Origin of the sequence: Colwellia sp. 12G3, assembly GCF_002836775.1 — a bacterium.
GTDB lineage: Bacteria > Pseudomonadota > Gammaproteobacteria > Enterobacterales > Alteromonadaceae > Colwellia.
On record NZ_PJAQ01000032.1, the window covers coordinates 36945 to 55455 of the forward strand.

Here is an 18511-nt window from a genome sequence, read left to right on the forward strand (position 1 = left end):
TTGTTAATACTAGTCTCTTTACTTATAAGTAACTAAATGATTTTACTTGAGTTATAAATATATTTTTCTGTGCTAGGTTTTCACAGTGTCGCTGAGTTAAAATAGTAATATTATCCATAAGACAATTAGTCGACACCTTCTTGAACTCCTCAGTAGCCAACGCCCAAACCAGTGCCGAAGTCAGTACAGAAATACGTACCGAAGTTAGTACAGAAGATAGTGCATTATTGCTCGACACTTTAAAGCATCATTTCGGCTATGAGAGCTTTCGTGAGGGACAAGCTAAAATTATTAACAGCTTGTTACAAGGGCAAGATTCATTGGTGTTAATGCCTACAGGTGGCGGTAAATCATTGTGTTATCAACTTCCTGCGGTATTATTGCCGGGTGTAACAGTCGTTGTTTCGCCGTTGATCGCCTTGATGAAAGATCAAGTAGATGGGTTAACTCGACAAGGTATATCAGCTGCTTTTATTAATTCTAGTCTTGAACAAAGCGAAATTAGTGAAATTTTTGCTCGCTTAGGGCGAGGTGAAATTAAATTACTGTATGTTGCCCCTGAACGTTTAACTAATTATTATTTCTTACAAAGTTTGAGTCAGTTACCACTCAGCTTATTTGCGATTGATGAGGCACACTGTATTTCTCAGTGGGGTCATGATTTCAGACCGGCTTATACCAAGCTGCAATGTTTAAAACAAAACTTTCCAACCGTGCCCGTTATGGCGTTAACCGCTACGGCCGATGTTACAACCCGTAAAGATATTTTGAATCAACTTGCGCTACCAAACCCCTATATTCATCTTGATAGTTTTGACCGACCTAATATTCGTTTTACCTTAGCCCCTAAATATAATGGCGAAAAGCAGTTACTGGGTTATATCAAAAAGAAGGGTGAAGATAGTGGTATTATTTATTGCAACAGTCGTTGGCAAGTAGAAAAATTAGCTAAGTATTTAGCGGCTAGTGGCATAAATTGTGCGGCTTATCATGCCGGACTAGAAAACGAAATTCGTTCTTTAGTACAAGAGGGGTTTACCAAAGATAACATTCAAATAGTCATTGCTACCGTTGCTTTTGGATTAGGGATCAATAAACCTAATGTGCGTTATGTTATACATTTTGAACCCCCACGTACTTTAGAGTCTTATTATCAAGAAATTGGTCGTGCTGGTCGTGATGGCTTAAACGCAGAAGCCTTATTTTTAGTCGATGAAAAAGATGTTGCGCGTATTAAGAAACGTATTAGTGAAGGCGATAATCCACAGCGAGTCAATGTTGAAATGCAGCGCTTTGCTGCCATGGATGCCTTTATTGATGCACAAACTTGCCGTAGGCAGGTAGTACTGAATTATTTCGCTGAATATACCGAAAAAGGCTGTGGTAATTGTGATATTTGCTTAGATCCTCCCAGTCAATTTGATGGCACCATAGAGGCGCAAAAAGTATTGTCGTGTGTCTATCGTGTAGAACAACAAGGTGATATTAATCATGTTATTGCTGTTTTACGTGGCGAACTCACCGATAAAATTAAGCAATTAGCACACGATAAAGTCTCTACCTTTGGTATTGGTAAAGGCAAAACCACAGGTTACTGGTTCTCGATTATTGCTCAACTAATACATTTAGGTTATTTACAGCAAGATATAGAGCAACAATCTATTTTATGTTTAACGCAAGCATCCGGCGTGGTATTAAAAGCGCAAGAGCCTTTGATGTTGGCGAGCCCACGTCTGCAAAAAGCCAGTTACTGGCAAGAAAAAGCCCCACAAAAAAGTTATGACCGAGTCTTGTTTGCAAAGCTACGCGAACTGCGTAAAGCGATTGCCGATGGTGAAGACATTGCACCATTTATTGTCTTTAATGATGCAACTTTATCTGAATTGGCAAGGGTACAGCCGAAAACATCACGTGAAATGCTGAGTATAAGTGGCATAGGTGATGTGAAGTTATCCCGTTATGGCCAACCGTTTCTTGCGTTGATTAAAGAGCATAAGTAACCAACGCACTAAAAATGACATATAAAAAATGCCGAGTAACCTTGATGGTTAATCGGCATTTGTAAAAGCACACTTGATAGAGAGTAAATTACTCTTTCTCAGCTACTTCAGTTGGTTCTGTTGTTTTATCTTGAGCTTGTTCTTGCTCTTTTTTTTCATCATGACCTTCGCCACCACAACCACCACAACAACCCATAATTTACTCCAGTTACTTAAATTTAATTGGTATAAATAATACCCATTCCATTAAGTTATTGCCCACTTGTGCTGGTTAAAATACTCCAAGACGACGTTGTTCTCAATCCCAATAGCAAGCTATTAGTCAATCAAGCGCCTACCCTTGAAATATTTTTCCTGCGCACAACAAGATCACAAACTTAATGGAACAGGTATAAGACTTGTTGAAATAGTACCCGAGTAATTTCCTCAGGTACTTGATCGAGATCAGCTTTACTCGTTTAAAATAAGCGCTAACTAAGGTTTAGCTAGCGCTTAAATACATTACTTTGGTAATGCAGTAAAACCCATGTTGAACAAGGTAAATGCATAAATATCTGCATACTGTTCGATAGTTTTAGATACTGGCGTACCTGCACCATGACCCGCATTGGTTTCAATGCGAATTAATGTTGGAGCGTTACCTGCTTGTTTGGCTTGTAACTCAGCGGCAAACTTAAATGAATGTGCTGGAACCACACGGTCATCATGATCACCTGTAGTTACCATAGTCGCTGGATAACTAACACCGGCTTTAACATTATGCACAGGAGAATAAGCTTTTAAGTAAGTGAACATTTCTTCACTTTGCTCAGCAGTACCATAATCGTAAGCCCAGCCAGCACCTGCAGTGAAGGTATGGTATCTCAGCATGTCTAATACACCAACAGCTGGTAATGCTACTTTCATCAGATCAGGACGTTGTGTCATAACCGCACCCACTAATAAACCACCGTTAGAACCACCATTAATGGCTAAGTAGTCACTCGAGGTATAATCTTGCTTGATTAAGAACTCACCCGCTGCAATAAAGTCATCAAAAACGTTTTGTTTAGCTAACTGTGTACCTGCTTTATGCCATTGTTTACCGTATTCACCGCCGCCACGTAAGTTAGCAACTGCGTAGATACCACCTTGCTCTAACCATACTGCGCGTGAAACGCTAAACCTTGGTGTTAAGCTAACGTTGAAGCCACCGTACCCGTAAAGGATAGTTGGATTTTTACCATTAAGTTCAATACCTTTTTTATAGGTAATGATCATAGGTACTTTCGTACCATCTTTTGAAGGGTAAAATACCTGCTTTGACTCGTAAGCTTCGCTATCAAATTTAGCGCCTGACTTACGGTAAACATCACTGTTACCCTTATCTATGTTGTAGCTATAGATGGTGCCGGGCGTTTTGTAATTACTAAATGAGTAATATAGGGTACTTTCATCTTTATCACCGGCTAAAGCAGAAGCACTACCTACACCAGGTAAGTTGATTTCACGAATTTTCTTACCTTGATAATCGTACTGGTAAACTTTAGAAATGGCATCAACCATGTACTCAGTAAAGAAGAAACCGCCACCTGTTGAAGCGCTTAATACATAATCTGTTTCAGCAATAAAATCGGTCCAGTTGTTACTTGCTGGCGCTTTCGCATTTACCGTAACAATTTTCTTATTTGGAGCGCCTAAGTTAGTCACTAAGAATAACTTGTCACCTTCATTTTCAATAACAGAGGTATCAGCATCAAAGTTATCCGTAATGGTAACTAATGGGCTATTAGGTTTGGTTAAATCTTTAAGGTAAAGATCATTACCTGACGTTGAAATAGCGCCTGAAATAAGTAAGAAACGATTATCTTCTGTAACATCACCACCTACGTAACGACGCTTCTGTTCTGCGGTGTTACCAAAAATAACTTTATCGTCTTTTTGTGGTTGACCTAATACATGGTAATAAAGTTTATGTTGGTCGGTTTTTGCCGATAACTCACTACCTTTTGGCTTATCGTAACTTGAGTAGTAAAAACCTTCATTTTTAAACCAAGAAATGCCTGAAAACTTCACATCAATAAGCGGTGTTTCTAGCACTTTTTTTGTTTCAACATCAATGATGATGATTTTACGCCAGTCACTACCACCTTCAGAAATAGCATAAGCGGCAATTGAACCGTCTTTAGAAAAGCTTAATTGACCTAGTGAGGTGGTGCCGTCTTCGCTAAAAGAGTTTGGATCTAAGAATATTTCAGCCTTACCACCATCTTTTTGACGATAAACCACATATTGGTTTTGTAGACCGTCATTTTTATAAAAATAGGTATAGTTACCTTCTTTAAAAGGAGCGCCAACTTTTTCGTAGTTCCATAACTCAGCTAAACGAGATTTAAGCTGGCCACGGTAAGGGATTTGTGACAAATAATCGAAAGTCACCTTGTTTTCAGCTGTAACCCAAGCACCTGTTTCTTCACTACGGTCATCTTCTAACCAACGGTAAGGATCAGCAACATCAGTACCAAAAAAATTGTCAACCGCGTCACCTTTTTGTGTCACAGGGTAACTGATTTTTTGTGTTTGTTCTTGAGCTGAAGCAACAGCATTTGATGTTTTATCAACACTGTTACCAGTACAACCGGCTAATACACTAGTGACCAAAATACTGGTCAAGAAAAGGCTTTGTTTCTTCATTTGAATCTCGCTTGTTGAAGTGATTATTGTGATCTTCATTCACTTAGAATGACGGTGCATATTCACATTTATTTTACAAATCGTTTGGCAGTGTAGCAGAAGAGGGTTGAGCAAGACTACGGCTTACCTCATTGAGTATTGAGGTAAGCGGCAGTATTTTGTTACAGAGTATTGCTAATTGATTTTCTACAAAAAATTAACGATTTTCTAAGCGGTTAAAATCAAGTAAGCCGGACGATTTAGGTTGGTTGGTTTTATACCAAACATGTAATTCATCAGCAAACATCCAAAAATCAGGATGAGTTCTGCGAATGGCAAACCGATCTTTAAGTTTACGGTAATCTTGCTCTGTTTTTATTGCGTTCAAGCTTTCAACAAATTCAGCGAGTTGCACTTGTTCTACTTTAAAAAATGTATTGGGATAAGTACCGACAACACCACGTAAAATGGCTAAATTATCTTCTGCAGGTAGGCGACGATTATCTTCAGAAAATAAATGCGCAACATTACTGTGTGCGGAGTTATTGATTAAGCTATAGACTTGTTTTTTATCGCTATTTGATACCATGACATAGCTCACTTGTGGTAACAGAGCAACGCTCTCATTAGGTAACTCACTTATATTTGCCATGATCTTGTCTGCTTTGCTTTGTACTAATGAAGAGAGGTTAAATTGGCTAACATTCATATTTTTTGTATGCTGCCCAACCAATTTAAAGAGCTCTTCTTGATGATTACTGGTTTGATAGTTAATGCCTGTTTCCGGTAACTGATCAAAATCATCAGAAAAAATATAATCCTTAATGTCACTGCTGGTGCCTCGATACCAATATTCATGGATAGACTTGCGTTGAGCTTTAGGCAGTAAACTGATGAAATTACTTTCTGCTTCCATGCGAAGGAAATCCATGTACAAGCGTGTTTTCAATTGATGGCCAACATTGCCATACACATCGAAACCAGCGACTAGTAAATAATGAATACGTTCTAGTAAAGGGTAACTAATTAGCCATGCGGTTTTAGGTGTTGGGCCAACAAAACCTTGTAATACAGAGGCACTATCAAAGTGCCTAAATACAGTGAGACTGGCATTAGGGTTGCCTTTACCTGACCAAATTAAATCTAAATTTAATTCTTCAGGCTGTAAGTTAATTTCTTTCAAATAGGCTACTTTGTTTTTTATATATTTTTGCTGGCGTTTGGCATATTGTCGCCAGTACAGTAATGACATGGTTTTATCGCTAGTTGCCGCGGGCAATTGCAACAGGTCGGTATTGGCAGTAATGAAATCTTGACTGGGATAATGATCAAAATTATCTGGGCTGAGGAAAAACACCCAAAAATTATCTTCAATCACATTCAGTGCAATTTGACCACGACAAACAGGGCCTTTGATAAAATTCATAATAGAGAACTGTGCTTGGTCTAATAAAAATTGATAGCGTGCTTTATCTGGAATGGCCTGAAAAGTTTTAAAAGGATTAGATGCATTGACTAATTGGTAATCTGGTAGCTTAGTTACCGCGTAATCTGGCTGGTAGAAAAGCTTTGTGATGCGCGCTAATTTAGCCTCACCAAATGGGTAGGGCATATGGCGCTTAGCAATAATGATCTCGTTATGCTTAATTAGTCGGTAGTACACTTGTGGTTTATTGACGATGGCAGTAGTACTGCCGTCAGCATAGGGTGAATCAAAAGGGCGACGCGTATTAATAACCGCTACTTTTTTACTGCTAGGGGTGCTCGAACGAACGAGTTTAAAATAACTAGATCGTGTTTTATCAAAATATAAATTGGCTAGGTATAAGTGTTCAAATAAATAGCGTGCAATTAGCTGCTCCTTAGCTGAACTGCCATTAAGTAATGTCTCCCAGCGGGTGATCATTTTTTGCTCTTTCGCATTGGCTGGTATGGCGTCAGGCATGATTGCACCTTGCGCTATCCAATTAGTTAACTGAGTATGCTCAGTTGTCGATAGTGCAGGTAGTGCATAAGGCATACCGCCAAGAGGGAATTTATTCTTATATGCTTCAAACTCTTCTATCGTTGGGCATTGCTGATTTCTATCGAGTGAAACATCAAAATTGTTACTCAATAATGGCTCACTCGGTAATGGATGCTGTTGCTTTAATTGGATCATTTGATAGAACAAACTAGCCTGAGTATTAGCTTGCTCGGTTTGCTGGCGCTCATTAAGCACAGGGAAAAATCCTTGTTCACGCAGCGGCTGTAAACTCTCAGCTTTCAACTCCGTTAACTTACTTAGGCTTGCACTAATGTTTGCAGTAAGTAAGCGTTCACCATTATAAACCATGGCTTTATTTGCACCACGTTCAATACCCGCACGGCTTTCCATTTTTAATTGGCAAGGGGCGTCGTAACAGCCATGACAAACGACGCAACGATTTTCAATAATTGGCTGTATATGCTCATTAAAATTAATTGCTTGAGCGGTAGTTGCTTTAGGTTGGACTAGTCGATTATCGACATTGCTAGGGCCATAAAGTTTATCAAACTCCATTACACCTAACGTGGCACAACCCGAAAGAAATAGAAAAATAAATAGCCATTGAAACTTACGCATGAAAATCCTTAAATTGCTGCAATGCGCTAAGTTTAAGCGATGTTGATGAATACTGTAAAGTGACTATGTATTCCTCAACATTGAATGACTTATATAGTGTGTAAATAGTGAGACTAATAACGATTTCTCAGCTCAGGTACATCGGTATTATATTGAACAAACTCGACTTCATAACCATCAGCATCAAGAAAATAGATGTTTTCTCTATACTCATCAGGTGTACCCTCTTTATGAATGGGGAAGCCCGCTTGTGTGATACGCGCTATGGTGCCTTTGATATCGCTGGTGACATAAGCAAAATGCGCTAAACCTACTTGATGACCTGTTAAGTCTCTATTGTCGCCAACGCCATTATCGGCCAAGGCTATATATTGATAATCATCGCCAAAATGTAACCAGTTTCTCGGTTTTCCTGACCATTCACCTTTATCGCCACCACGTACATGCCAATGAGGAAAAGCGGCTTGGTAAAAGGTTAAGCTTTTTTCTATGTCTGATACGACCAAATTAATGTGTTCTAAAGTAATCATAATTGCTCTCCTTTACGTTATAAAACGTATCTAACAAAAATCGTGTAGTTGTCCTATGCTTGGTACTTTTTCTCAACTCGCCATGGCGGATTTAAACGATTTTCACCTGCCCAATACAGTTTGATTTTATTACCGCTTGGGTCGCGTAACATCGCTTCACGCCACAAGTAGGATTGTTCGGCTGGTAACTGGTCAAAAACAATACCTCGGCTCTGAACTTTTTCCACCCATTGCTCTAATTTTTCATGCTCGAAATAGATCGTTGTGCCTGTGCTCAGTTTATTCTGTGCATTCTTTAGAGTATCTTCCTCCGCTAAGCTTAATGAAAAAGTAGCGCCCTCATCAGGGCAAGTAAAACGAGCATAATGTGGTGTATCGACAATTTGAATGAAACCTAAACGAAGATAAAACTCAGTGCTTTCATCCATATTAATGACAGTAAGGGTGACTTGATTTAAATTCATCATTATTCTCTTCGTTTGCTTTAGTAAAGCGTCTTATTTCTTTAATAAAGTAAACACTTTACTAAAGAAGGTCAAGTTAAATATAAACAAAAAACTTTACTAAATATTGAGCTAGACGATGAAATTATGCTAAAAATGCGTAATAATAGTGATATATCCCATTTATTGGCTGTAGTTTGAATGAAAACACATGAAAAAATAATTCAGTTATTAAAGACCGCAGGGCCTTTAACGGCCAAAATACTGGCAAGTGAATTGGGTCTTACTACCATGGGGGTTCGCCAGCATGTTCAAGGGCTGGAAGATTCCGGTGATGTGATTTTTAAGGATGAAAAAGCGGCTCGAGGCCGACCTACTCGGTATTGGTCATTGACTGATAAAGGTAATAGCCGCTTTGCTGATCGTCACGATGAATTAACCGTACAGTTACTTGACTCAGTCATCACTATTTTTGGGGATGATGGCTTGGAAAAGTTGATCAGTCACCGAGAAGAAACGTCGATGTCCAACTATAGATTAGCCCTTGCTGACCGCTTTGGCGTGGAAGAAAAATTACAAACCTTAGCTAAATTGCGCAGTGATGAAGGATATATGGCAACCATTGAAGAGCATGACGGTGTATTTTGGTTAATAGAAAATCATTGCCCTATTTGTGCTGCAGCCAGTAAATGTTTAAGCTTTTGTCGTTCAGAATTACAAATGTTTCAGACGCTAATGAGCGAAGTTGCTACCATTAGTCGAGAAGAGCATATTGTTGAAGGGGCAAGACGTTGTGCTTATAAAGTATTGCCTGTTAATAGCTAGACAATTTATTAACGATGCTTGGTTAGAGCATCGTTAAAAAGGCTGAGCTTTTAAGGTGAGTTTATTATCAGAAATTAAGCCTTTTAATTTTCTGCTGGTTTATCTGCCGAGTAAATAATACCTTGCTGCTTTCTGGCCTGTTCTATTACCGACAATACTTGTTGCGAAAGTTGCCAGCTATTCACTGAAGATTCATTGTGACCACTTTCTATTAAATCGATAAAATGGCTCAGTTCGTAAGTCATTCTATTATCGGTTTGCGCTAACGTTAATATTTGGCAACTACCGTCATTTAAATGCAAGCTAACCTCATTGAATAGTGATGAATGCTGCCACGTTAGGTGACCATTTTCGCCTTGTACTTCACAAATATTGCTGCCATTACTGAGTTTTGAATAACTTATATGTGCTTGTAAAGCCGCTTGGTTATTGTCGTTCTCTGTCGAAGTGTAATTCAATAAAATATCGCCATAGCCATCAACACCCGTTGGTAATTTATAACATTGACCTGTTATTTCTGTCGGTAAACCAAATAAATCGATTGCTAAATATAATGGATAAATACCTATATCCATTAAAGCGCCGTTACCAAAATTTAAATTAAAGGTATTTGGGTTCTCACCCCTTAAGTAAGCGGGATACCTAGATGATAACTGGCAAAATGAGGCACTATATTTTCGTATATTGCCAAGTGATTTTAACTGCTTTTTTATTTGGTGATAGTTAGGCAGGAAAGTCACCAACATTGCTTCCATAAAAGTCACATTGCTGGCTTTAGCGGCGGCAACCATTTGCTCAAGTTCAGCACAGTTAATAGCCACTGGCTTTTCACAAAGTACATGTTTTCCGCCATTTAGTAAGGCAATACTTTGTTGTGCATGAAAGTTGTTTGGTGAGGCAATATATACCGCATCAATAAGGTCACTGTTGGCTAATAAAGCCAAGTCAGTAAAACAATGCTCAAGATTATGCTTATCGGCAAAGCTTTGCGCTGTTTTTTGCTGGCGAGAATATACCGCCACTAAATTAAAGCGAGGATCTTGCCTGGCGGCCTCAATAAAAGCGTCTGTGATTTTACTGGTACCGATAACGGCAAAATTAGTCATGTGAACAGCCTTAAAAAACATATTTATAGCTGAAAAGTATTACATTTAGTCGCCGAAGAGTCTATCTAGCCATCTTGTTTATTGTTTACAAGATGGCTAGCTTAGCTTGGGATATTTAAGCACTTTCTTTATGATAGTGGCGTAGGGCATGTTCTTTTTGTCGGCCCTGACTAAAAGAGGTAACACGTTTTAAATAGCCAATAACCCGCGTGCCGTGATCTATGTTATCACTGCCGCAACTTGAACAGAGCTGTAAAGTGCGTTTATCGATTTTTTCACATTCATTACAAATCGTTATTTTTACATTGATGCAAAAATAATTACAACCCGTGGCAGCGGCTACATTGAATAGCTTCATATAAGCATCGGTAGATAATGCTTCATCTAAATTTAAGTGCAGTGCTGAGCCACCATCTAAGTATTGCGTCATTTCTTGACCGTGCATGACAAACTTATCTATATGGTTTGTTTGCTCATCCTCAACGACATAAAAATAAGAGTTATAACAATCACGTGAAACTTGGTAGCCATCTTTTTTGTCCCATTTCGCATTTTTTATGCCGAGGTTTTCAGCGGGAACAAATTCGGTATTAAACATATAACCAAATTCTTTTTTAGCCGATTGATTAGCTTGGTAAATTATTTTTAATTGCTGACTGACAAACTGCTTATATTCTTCATTATTGCCAACTTTAATGTGGGAAAATTCAGCCGCTTCAGCCATACCATTAATGCCAATGGTAAGAAATTGTTTATCAAGTGAAATAAAACCAGCGTCGTAAACCGATAATGCGCCTTGTTTTTGGTAGTCTTCCATCAGTTTTCGGTAAGCGACTTGGTACTTTTGAACTTTCTCTATTTCTGTCTTTAAGTCTCGACCATCTTGCACCAAACGGTTCATATTAACGGTAATGACATTAATAGAGCCCGTGGCAACACCACCAGCACCTAAGGTATAAGAAAAGGTGTTATCAGAAATCTCATTACGCAATCGACAACACGAAGCTAATGAGTCAGCACTGTCAGATAAATAGATAAAAAATGAGTTACCTTCAGCTTTTTGTTGGGCGAGCTTTCGAGCAAAATCTTGATCTTTGCACTGGCCATTTTCAGTGAGCATTGCTGCGGTAACTACCGGAAAGGTAAGTACTGCTTGTTCACGTTCTTTATTGAGCCAACTAAGGAAAAAATGCTGTAACTGGTCAACGGTCTGCCAATTGGGTTTACTAAAATCAGGGAAAACAAACTCACCAAACATTGAAGCAAAATAGTGCTGATCAAATAATGAAACATTCCAAAAAACACTTTGATAACCCCGAGCGGCTGCAGGTTGATTGATAGCGTAAACCACATGTTGTAAATGATTTTCTATTTCAGATCTATGGGTGTTGATATAGTCATTGCCATATTCAAGACGGGCAAAATAATCAAAATAAGTAAGGAACTCAACCGTCGCAACAGCGCCGGCAAATTGCGCTGAAATAGCAAAAATCAAATTCACAAAAGAGCCACAAAAAGAGTCTAGATGTTTTGGTGCTTTAGATTCGCCACCTAACTTGGTTAGGCCGTCCAATAAAAATGGATACATGCTAATTGAGGTGCAATAAGGTTTTAAACTGGTCTCATCGTGTACATAAATTTCATGATCTTCAATTTGGCGTAAATACTCTTTGGCCAAATCAGCATCAAAAGTATCGCGTATTTTGTCATGGACCAAAGCACGATTAATTTGCACAAAACAGTCTTTTAATAACTCAGCTTCTAAGGTCGCAATATTTTTGTGACTAACATTGGCATTGGCATCCATTTTTGAACCATCAGCGGCATTTTCTGCTGAAAAGTAATCTCTAATGAAGTCTTTTTTATGGGTGATTTGTTCTTGATTAAGCCGCAACATTGCTTGCTCCTTGAGTAAGTAGAGGTGTGTTAAAAGTGTTTCTAGTAAATAAGTAATTTAGTTTTTCGCCAGTAATGACATTACGAAATATTTGGTTTGTGATTGGGCTTTCTAAGCCGCCTAACGCTTCTTGCCAAGCACCTGTTTTTAAGAAAGTTAAGTGCTGGATAATTCTAAGATCAATGTGTTTTATGCCCGCTTTTTCATCAGTCTCTTCACCGGAATAGAGGCAGGTTTTTAAGCCGAATTTTTTAGCGATGAGCAATTTTTCAATCAGTGCTCTTGGTTGCCATTCGCCGCCAAAAAACACCACGCAACTGATTAAATCCTGATATTTTTTAAGCCACTGCATGAAGCTCTGATTGGTGAGTGATATACCGTTCTCTGCCTGCCATAGCTCGGTACTATGACAGCCCTTGCAACCGACCTTGCAGCCAGTAATACTAAAGCACAAGCTGATCTCATTAGGAACTTCTTGGAAAACGACACTAGGGGGAATGCAGTTAAAAACCATCTTGTTGCCTATATATGGATATTATTGTTTTGATAAACACAATATATAGTATTTAATGGTTTTGAGATCTTGATCTAGATCATGGGAATTAGTGTCAATATAGAAATAAACACAATATGTGGTGCTTTTATTAATACCCATACACATCATGTGGCGATTAATCAGAGCGGTGTAAGTTGATGAGTAGTGAGCTAAGTGGACAGAACAGGGGAATAATCAGTATGAAAGCAGCGATTTGACCGCTTCCGTTATTTTTTATTTATTGGGCACATTAGCTTTGAATTTATAATGAAAACAAGCACCTTTTTGAGTTTTTCCTAGCTTAATTGATCCATTGAGCTTCTGGCTTATTAAGTTAAACACAATAGACATGCCTAAACCTATACCACCATATTTACGAGCGGTAGTAAAAAAAGGCTCAAAAACATGTTGTTGCGCGGCACTAGATAACCCGCGGCCATTGTCACGGTATATCACTTCAACTTCATCATCGGTGATTTTTTTAACCTCGATAGTTATTTTGTTTTCTTGGATTGGATTATTAATATCTGGATCGTTGTCATTTTTATTAGCAAAACCATGCTTAACACTATTATTAATTAAATTAGTTAATATTTGCGCATGAATTCCAGGGTAAGTGGCTAACACAATTTTTTCTTTACAGGTTATTTCTAGACTAACGTTTTGTGGTTTTAAAATAGAACGTAAGGTAGAAATAACTCGCTGGTAATATTGGCCAATATCTAAGACTTCTATTTCTAATTGATGTTGATCGGCAGCTGTTTTTTTAAAGTTTTCAATTAAGTTCTTAGCTCTATTTAAATTTTCACCCTGCATCACTAAAGCACTATCTGACGTTTTACGGAAATTCTCCATATCTTTCATACTTAGGCTTTGGCTATCAAGTTTACCTTTCAGCTTTTTAAATTCATCCTCTATGATACTGTGAGTAGTTATTGCGATACCTAAAGGCGTATTTACTTCATGAGAAACACCAGCAACTAAATTACCAAGAGCCGACATTTTTTCAGATTCTACTAATTGCGTTTGGGTTGTTTGTAGTTTCTTTACTGTGTCGGAAAGCTCTAAGGTGCGTGCTGCTATTTTATCTTCAAGTGATTGTTCATAATCGAGGCGTTCAAGTTCGGCAGCAATACGCCCTGAAAATAGCTGGAATAACGAGCCAGTTTCATCTTCATTAGTTTGTTCCGTTTCATATAGAGCAACGATCAAACCTATTACCTGGTGTTTTGAATCAACCAAAGGTGTACCAATATATGCTTGAATCTTCATATCAAGTAATAGCTGGTCTTCGGGATAAAAACTACAGACATCTTTAAGGTAAAAGCATACCCCATTATCGGCAACATTAGCGCAGGGGGTATTTTTAAGGGAATATTCAAAGTTTTCAACTATTTCGCCCTTGGCCACAAGCACTTCGGTTTTACAGCTGAACTCTTGTGCATTGATGCGTGCAATGAAGGTGTAATCTGCATTAATGACTTTATGAAGCGCCAACGTTAATTTAGTAAAAAACTCATCGCCATAGCTATTTGACACGGCTTCAACAATTTCTTTTATATGAGTTAACATACGGAATCCTGAGTACTGAATTAAGTTAACTATGGCATAAGGATCATTATTTTTCATAGCTTAAATTCAGTACTAGCGGCTAAAAGTAACTAAATTTGATACGAAACAAAGTTATTAACTTTCGGTGCTAACTTGAGCGAAAACTACTCGTATTTAAGAGTTATTTGGTTGATGATAAAAAGACCTAATTATTCTAGGTATAAACACTATTACATTATAAATATTTGCATAGAAGCAAGTTCATCAGAGATGGCTTGTAGTGACTTGCAATTAATGGGAGCTTGGTGAATTGTTACCGCTAGGGGCCACTTTAATTTTCAGCCTAATTACCTTTTTTATCGACGTTTGGCATGTTATTTTTTAAGGTGGTATCTATTTGATATTCATCAAATAGATTTTGATAAAAAGCCGCTAATGTTTGTTCTCGTTGTTCATTTAGCCAATCTTGCTTAACTTTGGCGTGAATCTGCTCTAAAGGTTGTAACTCGCCCCCGGTGATCGCTTTTAAATAAACAATGTGAGTGCCATAACCTGATTTGATTTTTTGTTGCCATTGATTTGTAGGCAACAAAGACAATGACATAGCAAACTCACTACCAAAAAGTCGAGCAACTTGATGAAATGGGATATTAGTAAATTCCAGCTCTAAAAATATATCATCAGACCATGCCAATAATTGCTCTTGCTTATCAAAATGTTGGTCGGTTAATTGTTCAAAAATAGTTAACATATCGCCATTAAAGTCAGTATGCTTTTGGGGATCAAAGTAAAGCTGCACAAAGCTAAAGCGTTCATCATGGCGATAATCTTCTTGATGCGCCTGCAAAAATTGAGTTAATTGTTCATCACTCGGTTCACTGTCACTGACGGCATCTTCAACAATAAACTCCAATTTTTGTTGAATGCGCTTTTTAATCAGCGTATCACCTTCAAGTAAGCCCATTTCAACCCCTTTTTGATAAGCGACTTGTTCCTTGAAATGATTTTTTATCAGGGTATTAAGCTCTTTTTCACTTGGCGGTCGTAGGGCACTTTTTTCAAAGCTGTAAATCAACTGTTCAATTTTACTTTCAGAAATGGAGATTTCATTATTTGCTGAGGTAGGTTGTACTACGCCAGCATAAAAATAAAAAAGCCCCACGCCTAACAAAATAAAATGCAGTAATGGCTCTTTAATTAATTGTTTCATCATTTTTTTACCGTAACGCTTAATCGTAAATATAAGCGCGACCTTTATCCTTTGAGTTATACCAAATAGGTGAAGTATAAACGTGACCTTGCGCTTTTAGCTTCACACCTTTTTGCTTGTTGTTGATGCTCTGCTGCGATACATCGTAACTAAGCGTTAAAATTGCAATACTCGTTCAAATAACCACATACTGGAAATAGAGCCAATAATGTAGGCATTAATTCGATTGTGCTTTCGAATATCTATATGCTTTTTTACCGACCAAATAACGAATAACATGGCAGTAATAAAAAGTAATTGTCCAATTTCGACACCGACATTAAAAAAGCCTAACGCAAGAAATTGGTCATTTTTAGGCAAACCGAGTTCGAGTAAAACGGAGGCGAAGCCAAAACCATGTAATAAGCCAAAACTACTAGAGACTGCCACGGGGTAGCGATAACTTAACGACTGAGTATTATTTTTAGCAATTTCTACCGCTAAAAAAACGATACTTAAGGCAATAACGGCTTCAACGGGCGCTATAGCTAATTTAATGACATTGAGGGTACTCAAAACTAAGGTTATTGAATGTGCTAGGGTAAATCCGGTAATCGCCCATAATAATTTTTTAAGGCTTGAAGCAATTAACAATAAACATAAAACAAATAGTAAATGGTCATAACCTTCCAAAATATGCGCTACGCCAAAAACAGTGTAGCTTTGAATAGTTTGCCAAGAAGAGGGCGATTTTAGAAAGGTATAACTGGGTGACGATGGTGTTAACCTCACTGAGTAATCACTAATACTACTGTGATATTTTAGCATGACCTCTGTGGTGGTTTTTTCTAAGTTATCAATACGAAGAAGGCTATTGGCTAAGCCTTGTGGTGCAGTTAACGTAAAATATTGAATATTGGCACCGTTAAGTATAACCGGCGCTGCTTTATCAGTAATTTTGATACCCTCACTAAAGACTGGCGTCAGTGGAGCACCATTGGTATTCACGGGTTGTTTCCACATGACTTTATGGTAAATTTGTTGTTGTACTATTAAATCATCTGCGGCTTGCATCTCTATTGATGAGGGGGGTAATGCTTCTATTTGCAAATAGGCTAATTGAATCTTATTAGCCTGCGTCGTGTTTGCAAACGACATAAGCAATAGAAAAATAAAAGCAGGTGCTCCTTTGAATACCTGCTTCATTTTTAGTAAAAGTATGTTCATTAACTAGTGTGCAACTTCTTGTGCGGGCATAAACCAAATAGGTGAGCTCCAAACACGCTCTTGAATCGTTGCTTGCACATCGGATAATAAAGGTAAGTTATTACGTACAGCATCATAGGTTGACCAACGCGGCGTTGGTATTTCAATAGCACGTGCATAATAAAGCGTGGGTAACTCACCATTGAACTCGTCATCGGTAAAGCTCGCCATTAGCATAGTACTACCTATGGTGTTAGTGTACTTAGCTGTTTTTAAATCAACGGTATTACCTACTTTCGCTAATTTTCCATTGCTATCTTTTGTACGCTCATCAGACCAAACTACATCGATGATTTTTTCATGTTGTTCACCCTTTTGATCAACCCAGCCTTTAATTATTTGGATACGATCTAAGTTAGCGCCTATGCTGTCTTTTGCCGCCCACACAGTAAATACCGGTGCAGAATCAGCGCCGTTAATCGTGCCTCCCATTGGCACACCTTTAGCATAACCTTCTTTAACCATGGCTTTAATATCAGTAGGCATTGGCGTTAAGTGCTCCCCAGCAAAGAAACGAATTTGCATACGCGGTCCAGAAGTGGCAAAAGTTTCACGGTTATACATGGCATCCCAAATAGCACCACGCGTATTTTTTGGTGCCCATACGCCAGTAATAGAGCCAATGCTTTCATGTTTAGCTTCTAACCATTCTGGTACTTCACCCGTTCTACGTAACTCAGGCGTAGAGTCGACAGCACCATGACCACCAATATAGTTATCTTCCGCCACATCAGCCGTCAAACCGTTATGGCTATCAGTACCACCGTTAAAGCCCAGTTTGTAAGGGTTAACACCTAAATTTTGATAATGTTTTAAGCCTTCAATGACGCCCCAACGAACGAAGTTACGCTTATCTAAGGCACGATTACTAAATTTAGCGACCGAGTCAGCATTTTCAAAATCAGCAAATTCATCATTTGGCCAAAAATTACGATGAACTTCTGAATTACCTTTAATTTGCATCATTTCAATGGTGCGCTCAAAATGACTACGCAGTTCGGCGTACTCTTTAGTAATAGGTTTCCCTGTAGAGTCGTTAGGGTTAAACATATTAAGTTTTGAAGCGTTAGAATTATGAGGTATAGCAAGTACAGTACTACCCTGCTTTTCTTGCTCTGCTAACCATTCCCATAAACCTTCTTCTCGATTAATTTCAAGGTAACTCATCGGTTGTTTAGGCACTACCATGTCTCTAAAGAGAATATTACGGTGTAAATTACCGCCTTTAGGGGCGCCACTCCATTCAAATGCCGCTAAGGTGGTAAACACCCCTGGTTTATATTCTTCTTTGGCCGCTTGTAAAATAATTTGCCAAGCGCTCATGGTGCTTTCTTTACCCGTATAAAAAGGAGGGTGACTTGGTTTGGCATCACCTCTGTTTACCGAGATAACATATTTAACAAACCAACTAATTTGATCTTTATAGGCTGTTAACCCACGTAACTCCGTTAAGACTTCACTATTATGGCCAACGGCTTCCTCCGCTAGTGTAGTGTACATTTCACCTATATATTCAGAATGATCGGTAGTGGCAGCAAAGTCCAACGGACGATGCAACTTGTGCATTTGACCATTAATTTCTTTTTCGTGCCCTTGAGCAAACTCTAATGAATCTTTCGGACTCATGCGGTTACCACCAATATACGCATCTAATGAATATTTAGTATGCATATGCGTTTCACCAAAATAAGCATTTTTCAGTGGATTGCTTGGCGCATTTTCTTCTTGCTCTTTGATGCTTGCTGCACGGGCAGCAACAGACTCGTCGGGGTTGCTCACGGTGCTCGCTGCGCTGACGGCTTTAACATGGTTTTGATCTTTTTGTGCGTCAGTTTGTTTTTCTGAACAAGCGCTTAACGCAAATACAGTGGTTAAAGCTATTATTGAAACGTTGATCTTCATCTTTATTAAT

Annotated in this window: 13 protein-coding genes; 2 read left to right on the top strand and 11 right to left on the bottom strand. The window is 38.4% G+C overall.

The genetic code is table 11. The annotated features are described in order from the left end of the window. Nucleotides 1–140 precede the first annotated feature (140 nt). Nucleotides 141–2000: a DNA helicase RecQ gene (recQ, locus tag CXF71_RS09040; protein ID WP_232771430.1), complete on the top strand. Its 1860-nt coding sequence runs from the start codon at nucleotides 141–143 to the stop codon at nucleotides 1998–2000. Between the two features lie 501 nt (nucleotides 2001–2501). Here the strand turns inward: recQ and CXF71_RS09045 are convergent. The 4 genes from CXF71_RS09045 to CXF71_RS09060 all read right to left on the bottom strand — a co-directional run bounded on the left by CXF71_RS09045 (nucleotide 2502) and on the right by CXF71_RS09060 (nucleotide 8251). Next, nucleotides 2502–4673, bottom strand: coding sequence for a prolyl oligopeptidase family serine peptidase (locus CXF71_RS09045; protein WP_101232634.1), 2172 nt, complete (start codon nucleotides 4671–4673; stop codon nucleotides 2502–2504). 196 nt (nucleotides 4674–4869) lie between these two features. Then, a complete protein-coding gene (locus CXF71_RS09050) occupies nucleotides 4870–7257 on the bottom strand; it encodes a fatty acid cis/trans isomerase (protein WP_101232635.1) in 2388 nt (795 codons plus the stop codon). Nucleotides 7258–7370: 113 nt separating this feature from the next. Beyond that, nucleotides 7371–7787: a VOC family protein gene (locus CXF71_RS09055; RefSeq protein WP_101227376.1), complete on the bottom strand. Its 417-nt coding sequence runs from the start codon at nucleotides 7785–7787 to the stop codon at nucleotides 7371–7373. A gap of 53 nt (nucleotides 7788–7840) precedes the next feature. Continuing rightward, nucleotides 7841–8251, bottom strand: a complete 411-nt coding sequence (locus CXF71_RS09060) for a VOC family protein (RefSeq protein ID WP_101232636.1) — start codon at nucleotides 8249–8251, stop codon at nucleotides 7841–7843. A 180-nt stretch (nucleotides 8252–8431) separates the two neighbouring features. Between CXF71_RS09060 and CXF71_RS09065 the strand changes: the two genes are divergently transcribed. After that, nucleotides 8432–9055 (top strand): helix-turn-helix transcriptional regulator, encoded by a 624-nt coding sequence (locus CXF71_RS09065; RefSeq protein WP_101232637.1) that lies wholly within the window; start codon nucleotides 8432–8434, stop codon nucleotides 9053–9055. Nucleotides 9056–9138: 83 nt separating this feature from the next. Here CXF71_RS09065 and CXF71_RS09070 read toward each other — a convergent pair whose 3' ends face one another. From CXF71_RS09070 to CXF71_RS09100, 7 genes are all read right to left on the bottom strand, one after another. Beyond that, the gene (locus tag CXF71_RS09070; protein ID WP_101232638.1) at nucleotides 9139–10161 is read right to left on the bottom strand and encodes a Gfo/Idh/MocA family protein; all 1023 of its coding nucleotides are present in this window, start codon (nucleotides 10159–10161) and stop codon (nucleotides 9139–9141) included. A 115-nt stretch (nucleotides 10162–10276) separates the two neighbouring features. Beyond that, nucleotides 10277–12058 carry an anaerobic ribonucleoside-triphosphate reductase gene (gene nrdD, locus CXF71_RS09075; RefSeq protein WP_101232639.1) on the bottom strand — a complete coding sequence of 594 codons (1782 nt, stop codon included), beginning with the start codon at nucleotides 12056–12058 and terminating at the stop codon, nucleotides 10277–10279. Then, complete coding sequence (nrdG, locus tag CXF71_RS09080; RefSeq protein WP_101232640.1) at nucleotides 12045–12572, bottom strand: anaerobic ribonucleoside-triphosphate reductase activating protein; 528 nt, start codon at nucleotides 12570–12572, stop codon at nucleotides 12045–12047. Before nrdG ends, nrdD begins: the two co-directional genes overlap by 14 nt. Before the next feature lie 255 nt (nucleotides 12573–12827). Then, the gene (locus tag CXF71_RS09085) at nucleotides 12828–14222 is read right to left on the bottom strand and encodes a GAF domain-containing sensor histidine kinase (RefSeq protein WP_101232641.1); all 1395 of its coding nucleotides are present in this window, start codon (nucleotides 14220–14222) and stop codon (nucleotides 12828–12830) included. Between the two features lie 265 nt (nucleotides 14223–14487). Next, nucleotides 14488–15357 carry a peptidyl-prolyl cis-trans isomerase gene (locus CXF71_RS09090; protein ID WP_101232642.1) on the bottom strand — a complete coding sequence of 290 codons (870 nt, stop codon included), beginning with the start codon at nucleotides 15355–15357 and terminating at the stop codon, nucleotides 14488–14490. Between the two features lie 153 nt (nucleotides 15358–15510). Continuing rightward, entirely contained in the window at nucleotides 15511–16560 is a 1050-nt protein-coding gene (locus tag CXF71_RS09095) for a HupE/UreJ family protein (protein WP_101232643.1), read from the bottom strand. A 3-nt stretch (nucleotides 16561–16563) separates the two neighbouring features. Next, nucleotides 16564–18501 carry a DUF3604 domain-containing protein gene (locus CXF71_RS09100; protein WP_101232644.1) on the bottom strand — a complete coding sequence of 646 codons (1938 nt, stop codon included), beginning with the start codon at nucleotides 18499–18501 and terminating at the stop codon, nucleotides 16564–16566. Between the last annotated feature and the right edge of the window lie 10 nt (nucleotides 18502–18511).

What these genes read in the sequence shown, in the direction of transcription:
- CXF71_RS09045 (WP_101232634.1), bottom strand. Translation starts at nt 4,673, where the DNA reads ATGAAGAAACAAAGCCTTTTCTTGACCAGTATTTTGGTCACTAGTGTA.
- CXF71_RS09050 (WP_101232635.1), bottom strand. Translation starts at nt 7,257, where the DNA reads ATGCGTAAGTTTCAATGGCTATTTATTTTTCTATTTCTTTCGGGTTGT.
- CXF71_RS09055 (WP_101227376.1), bottom strand. Translation starts at nt 7,787, where the DNA reads ATGATTACTTTAGAACACATTAATTTGGTCGTATCAGACATAGAAAAA.
- CXF71_RS09060 (WP_101232636.1), bottom strand. Translation starts at nt 8,251, where the DNA reads ATGAATTTAAATCAAGTCACCCTTACTGTCATTAATATGGATGAAAGC.
- CXF71_RS09065 (WP_101232637.1), top strand. Translation starts at nt 8,432, where the DNA reads ATGAAAACACATGAAAAAATAATTCAGTTATTAAAGACCGCAGGGCCT.
- CXF71_RS09070 (WP_101232638.1), bottom strand. Translation starts at nt 10,161, where the DNA reads ATGACTAATTTTGCCGTTATCGGTACCAGTAAAATCACAGACGCTTTT.
- nrdD (WP_101232639.1), bottom strand. Translation starts at nt 12,058, where the DNA reads ATGTTGCGGCTTAATCAAGAACAAATCACCCATAAAAAAGACTTCATT.
- nrdG (WP_101232640.1), bottom strand. Translation starts at nt 12,572, where the DNA reads ATGGTTTTTAACTGCATTCCCCCTAGTGTCGTTTTCCAAGAAGTTCCT.
- CXF71_RS09085 (WP_101232641.1), bottom strand. Translation starts at nt 14,222, where the DNA reads ATGAAAAATAATGATCCTTATGCCATAGTTAACTTAATTCAGTACTCA.
- CXF71_RS09090 (WP_101232642.1), bottom strand. Translation starts at nt 15,357, where the DNA reads ATGATGAAACAATTAATTAAAGAGCCATTACTGCATTTTATTTTGTTA.
- CXF71_RS09095 (WP_101232643.1), bottom strand. Translation starts at nt 16,560, where the DNA reads ATGAACATACTTTTACTAAAAATGAAGCAGGTATTCAAAGGAGCACCT.
- CXF71_RS09100 (WP_101232644.1), bottom strand. Translation starts at nt 18,501, where the DNA reads ATGAAGATCAACGTTTCAATAATAGCTTTAACCACTGTATTTGCGTTA.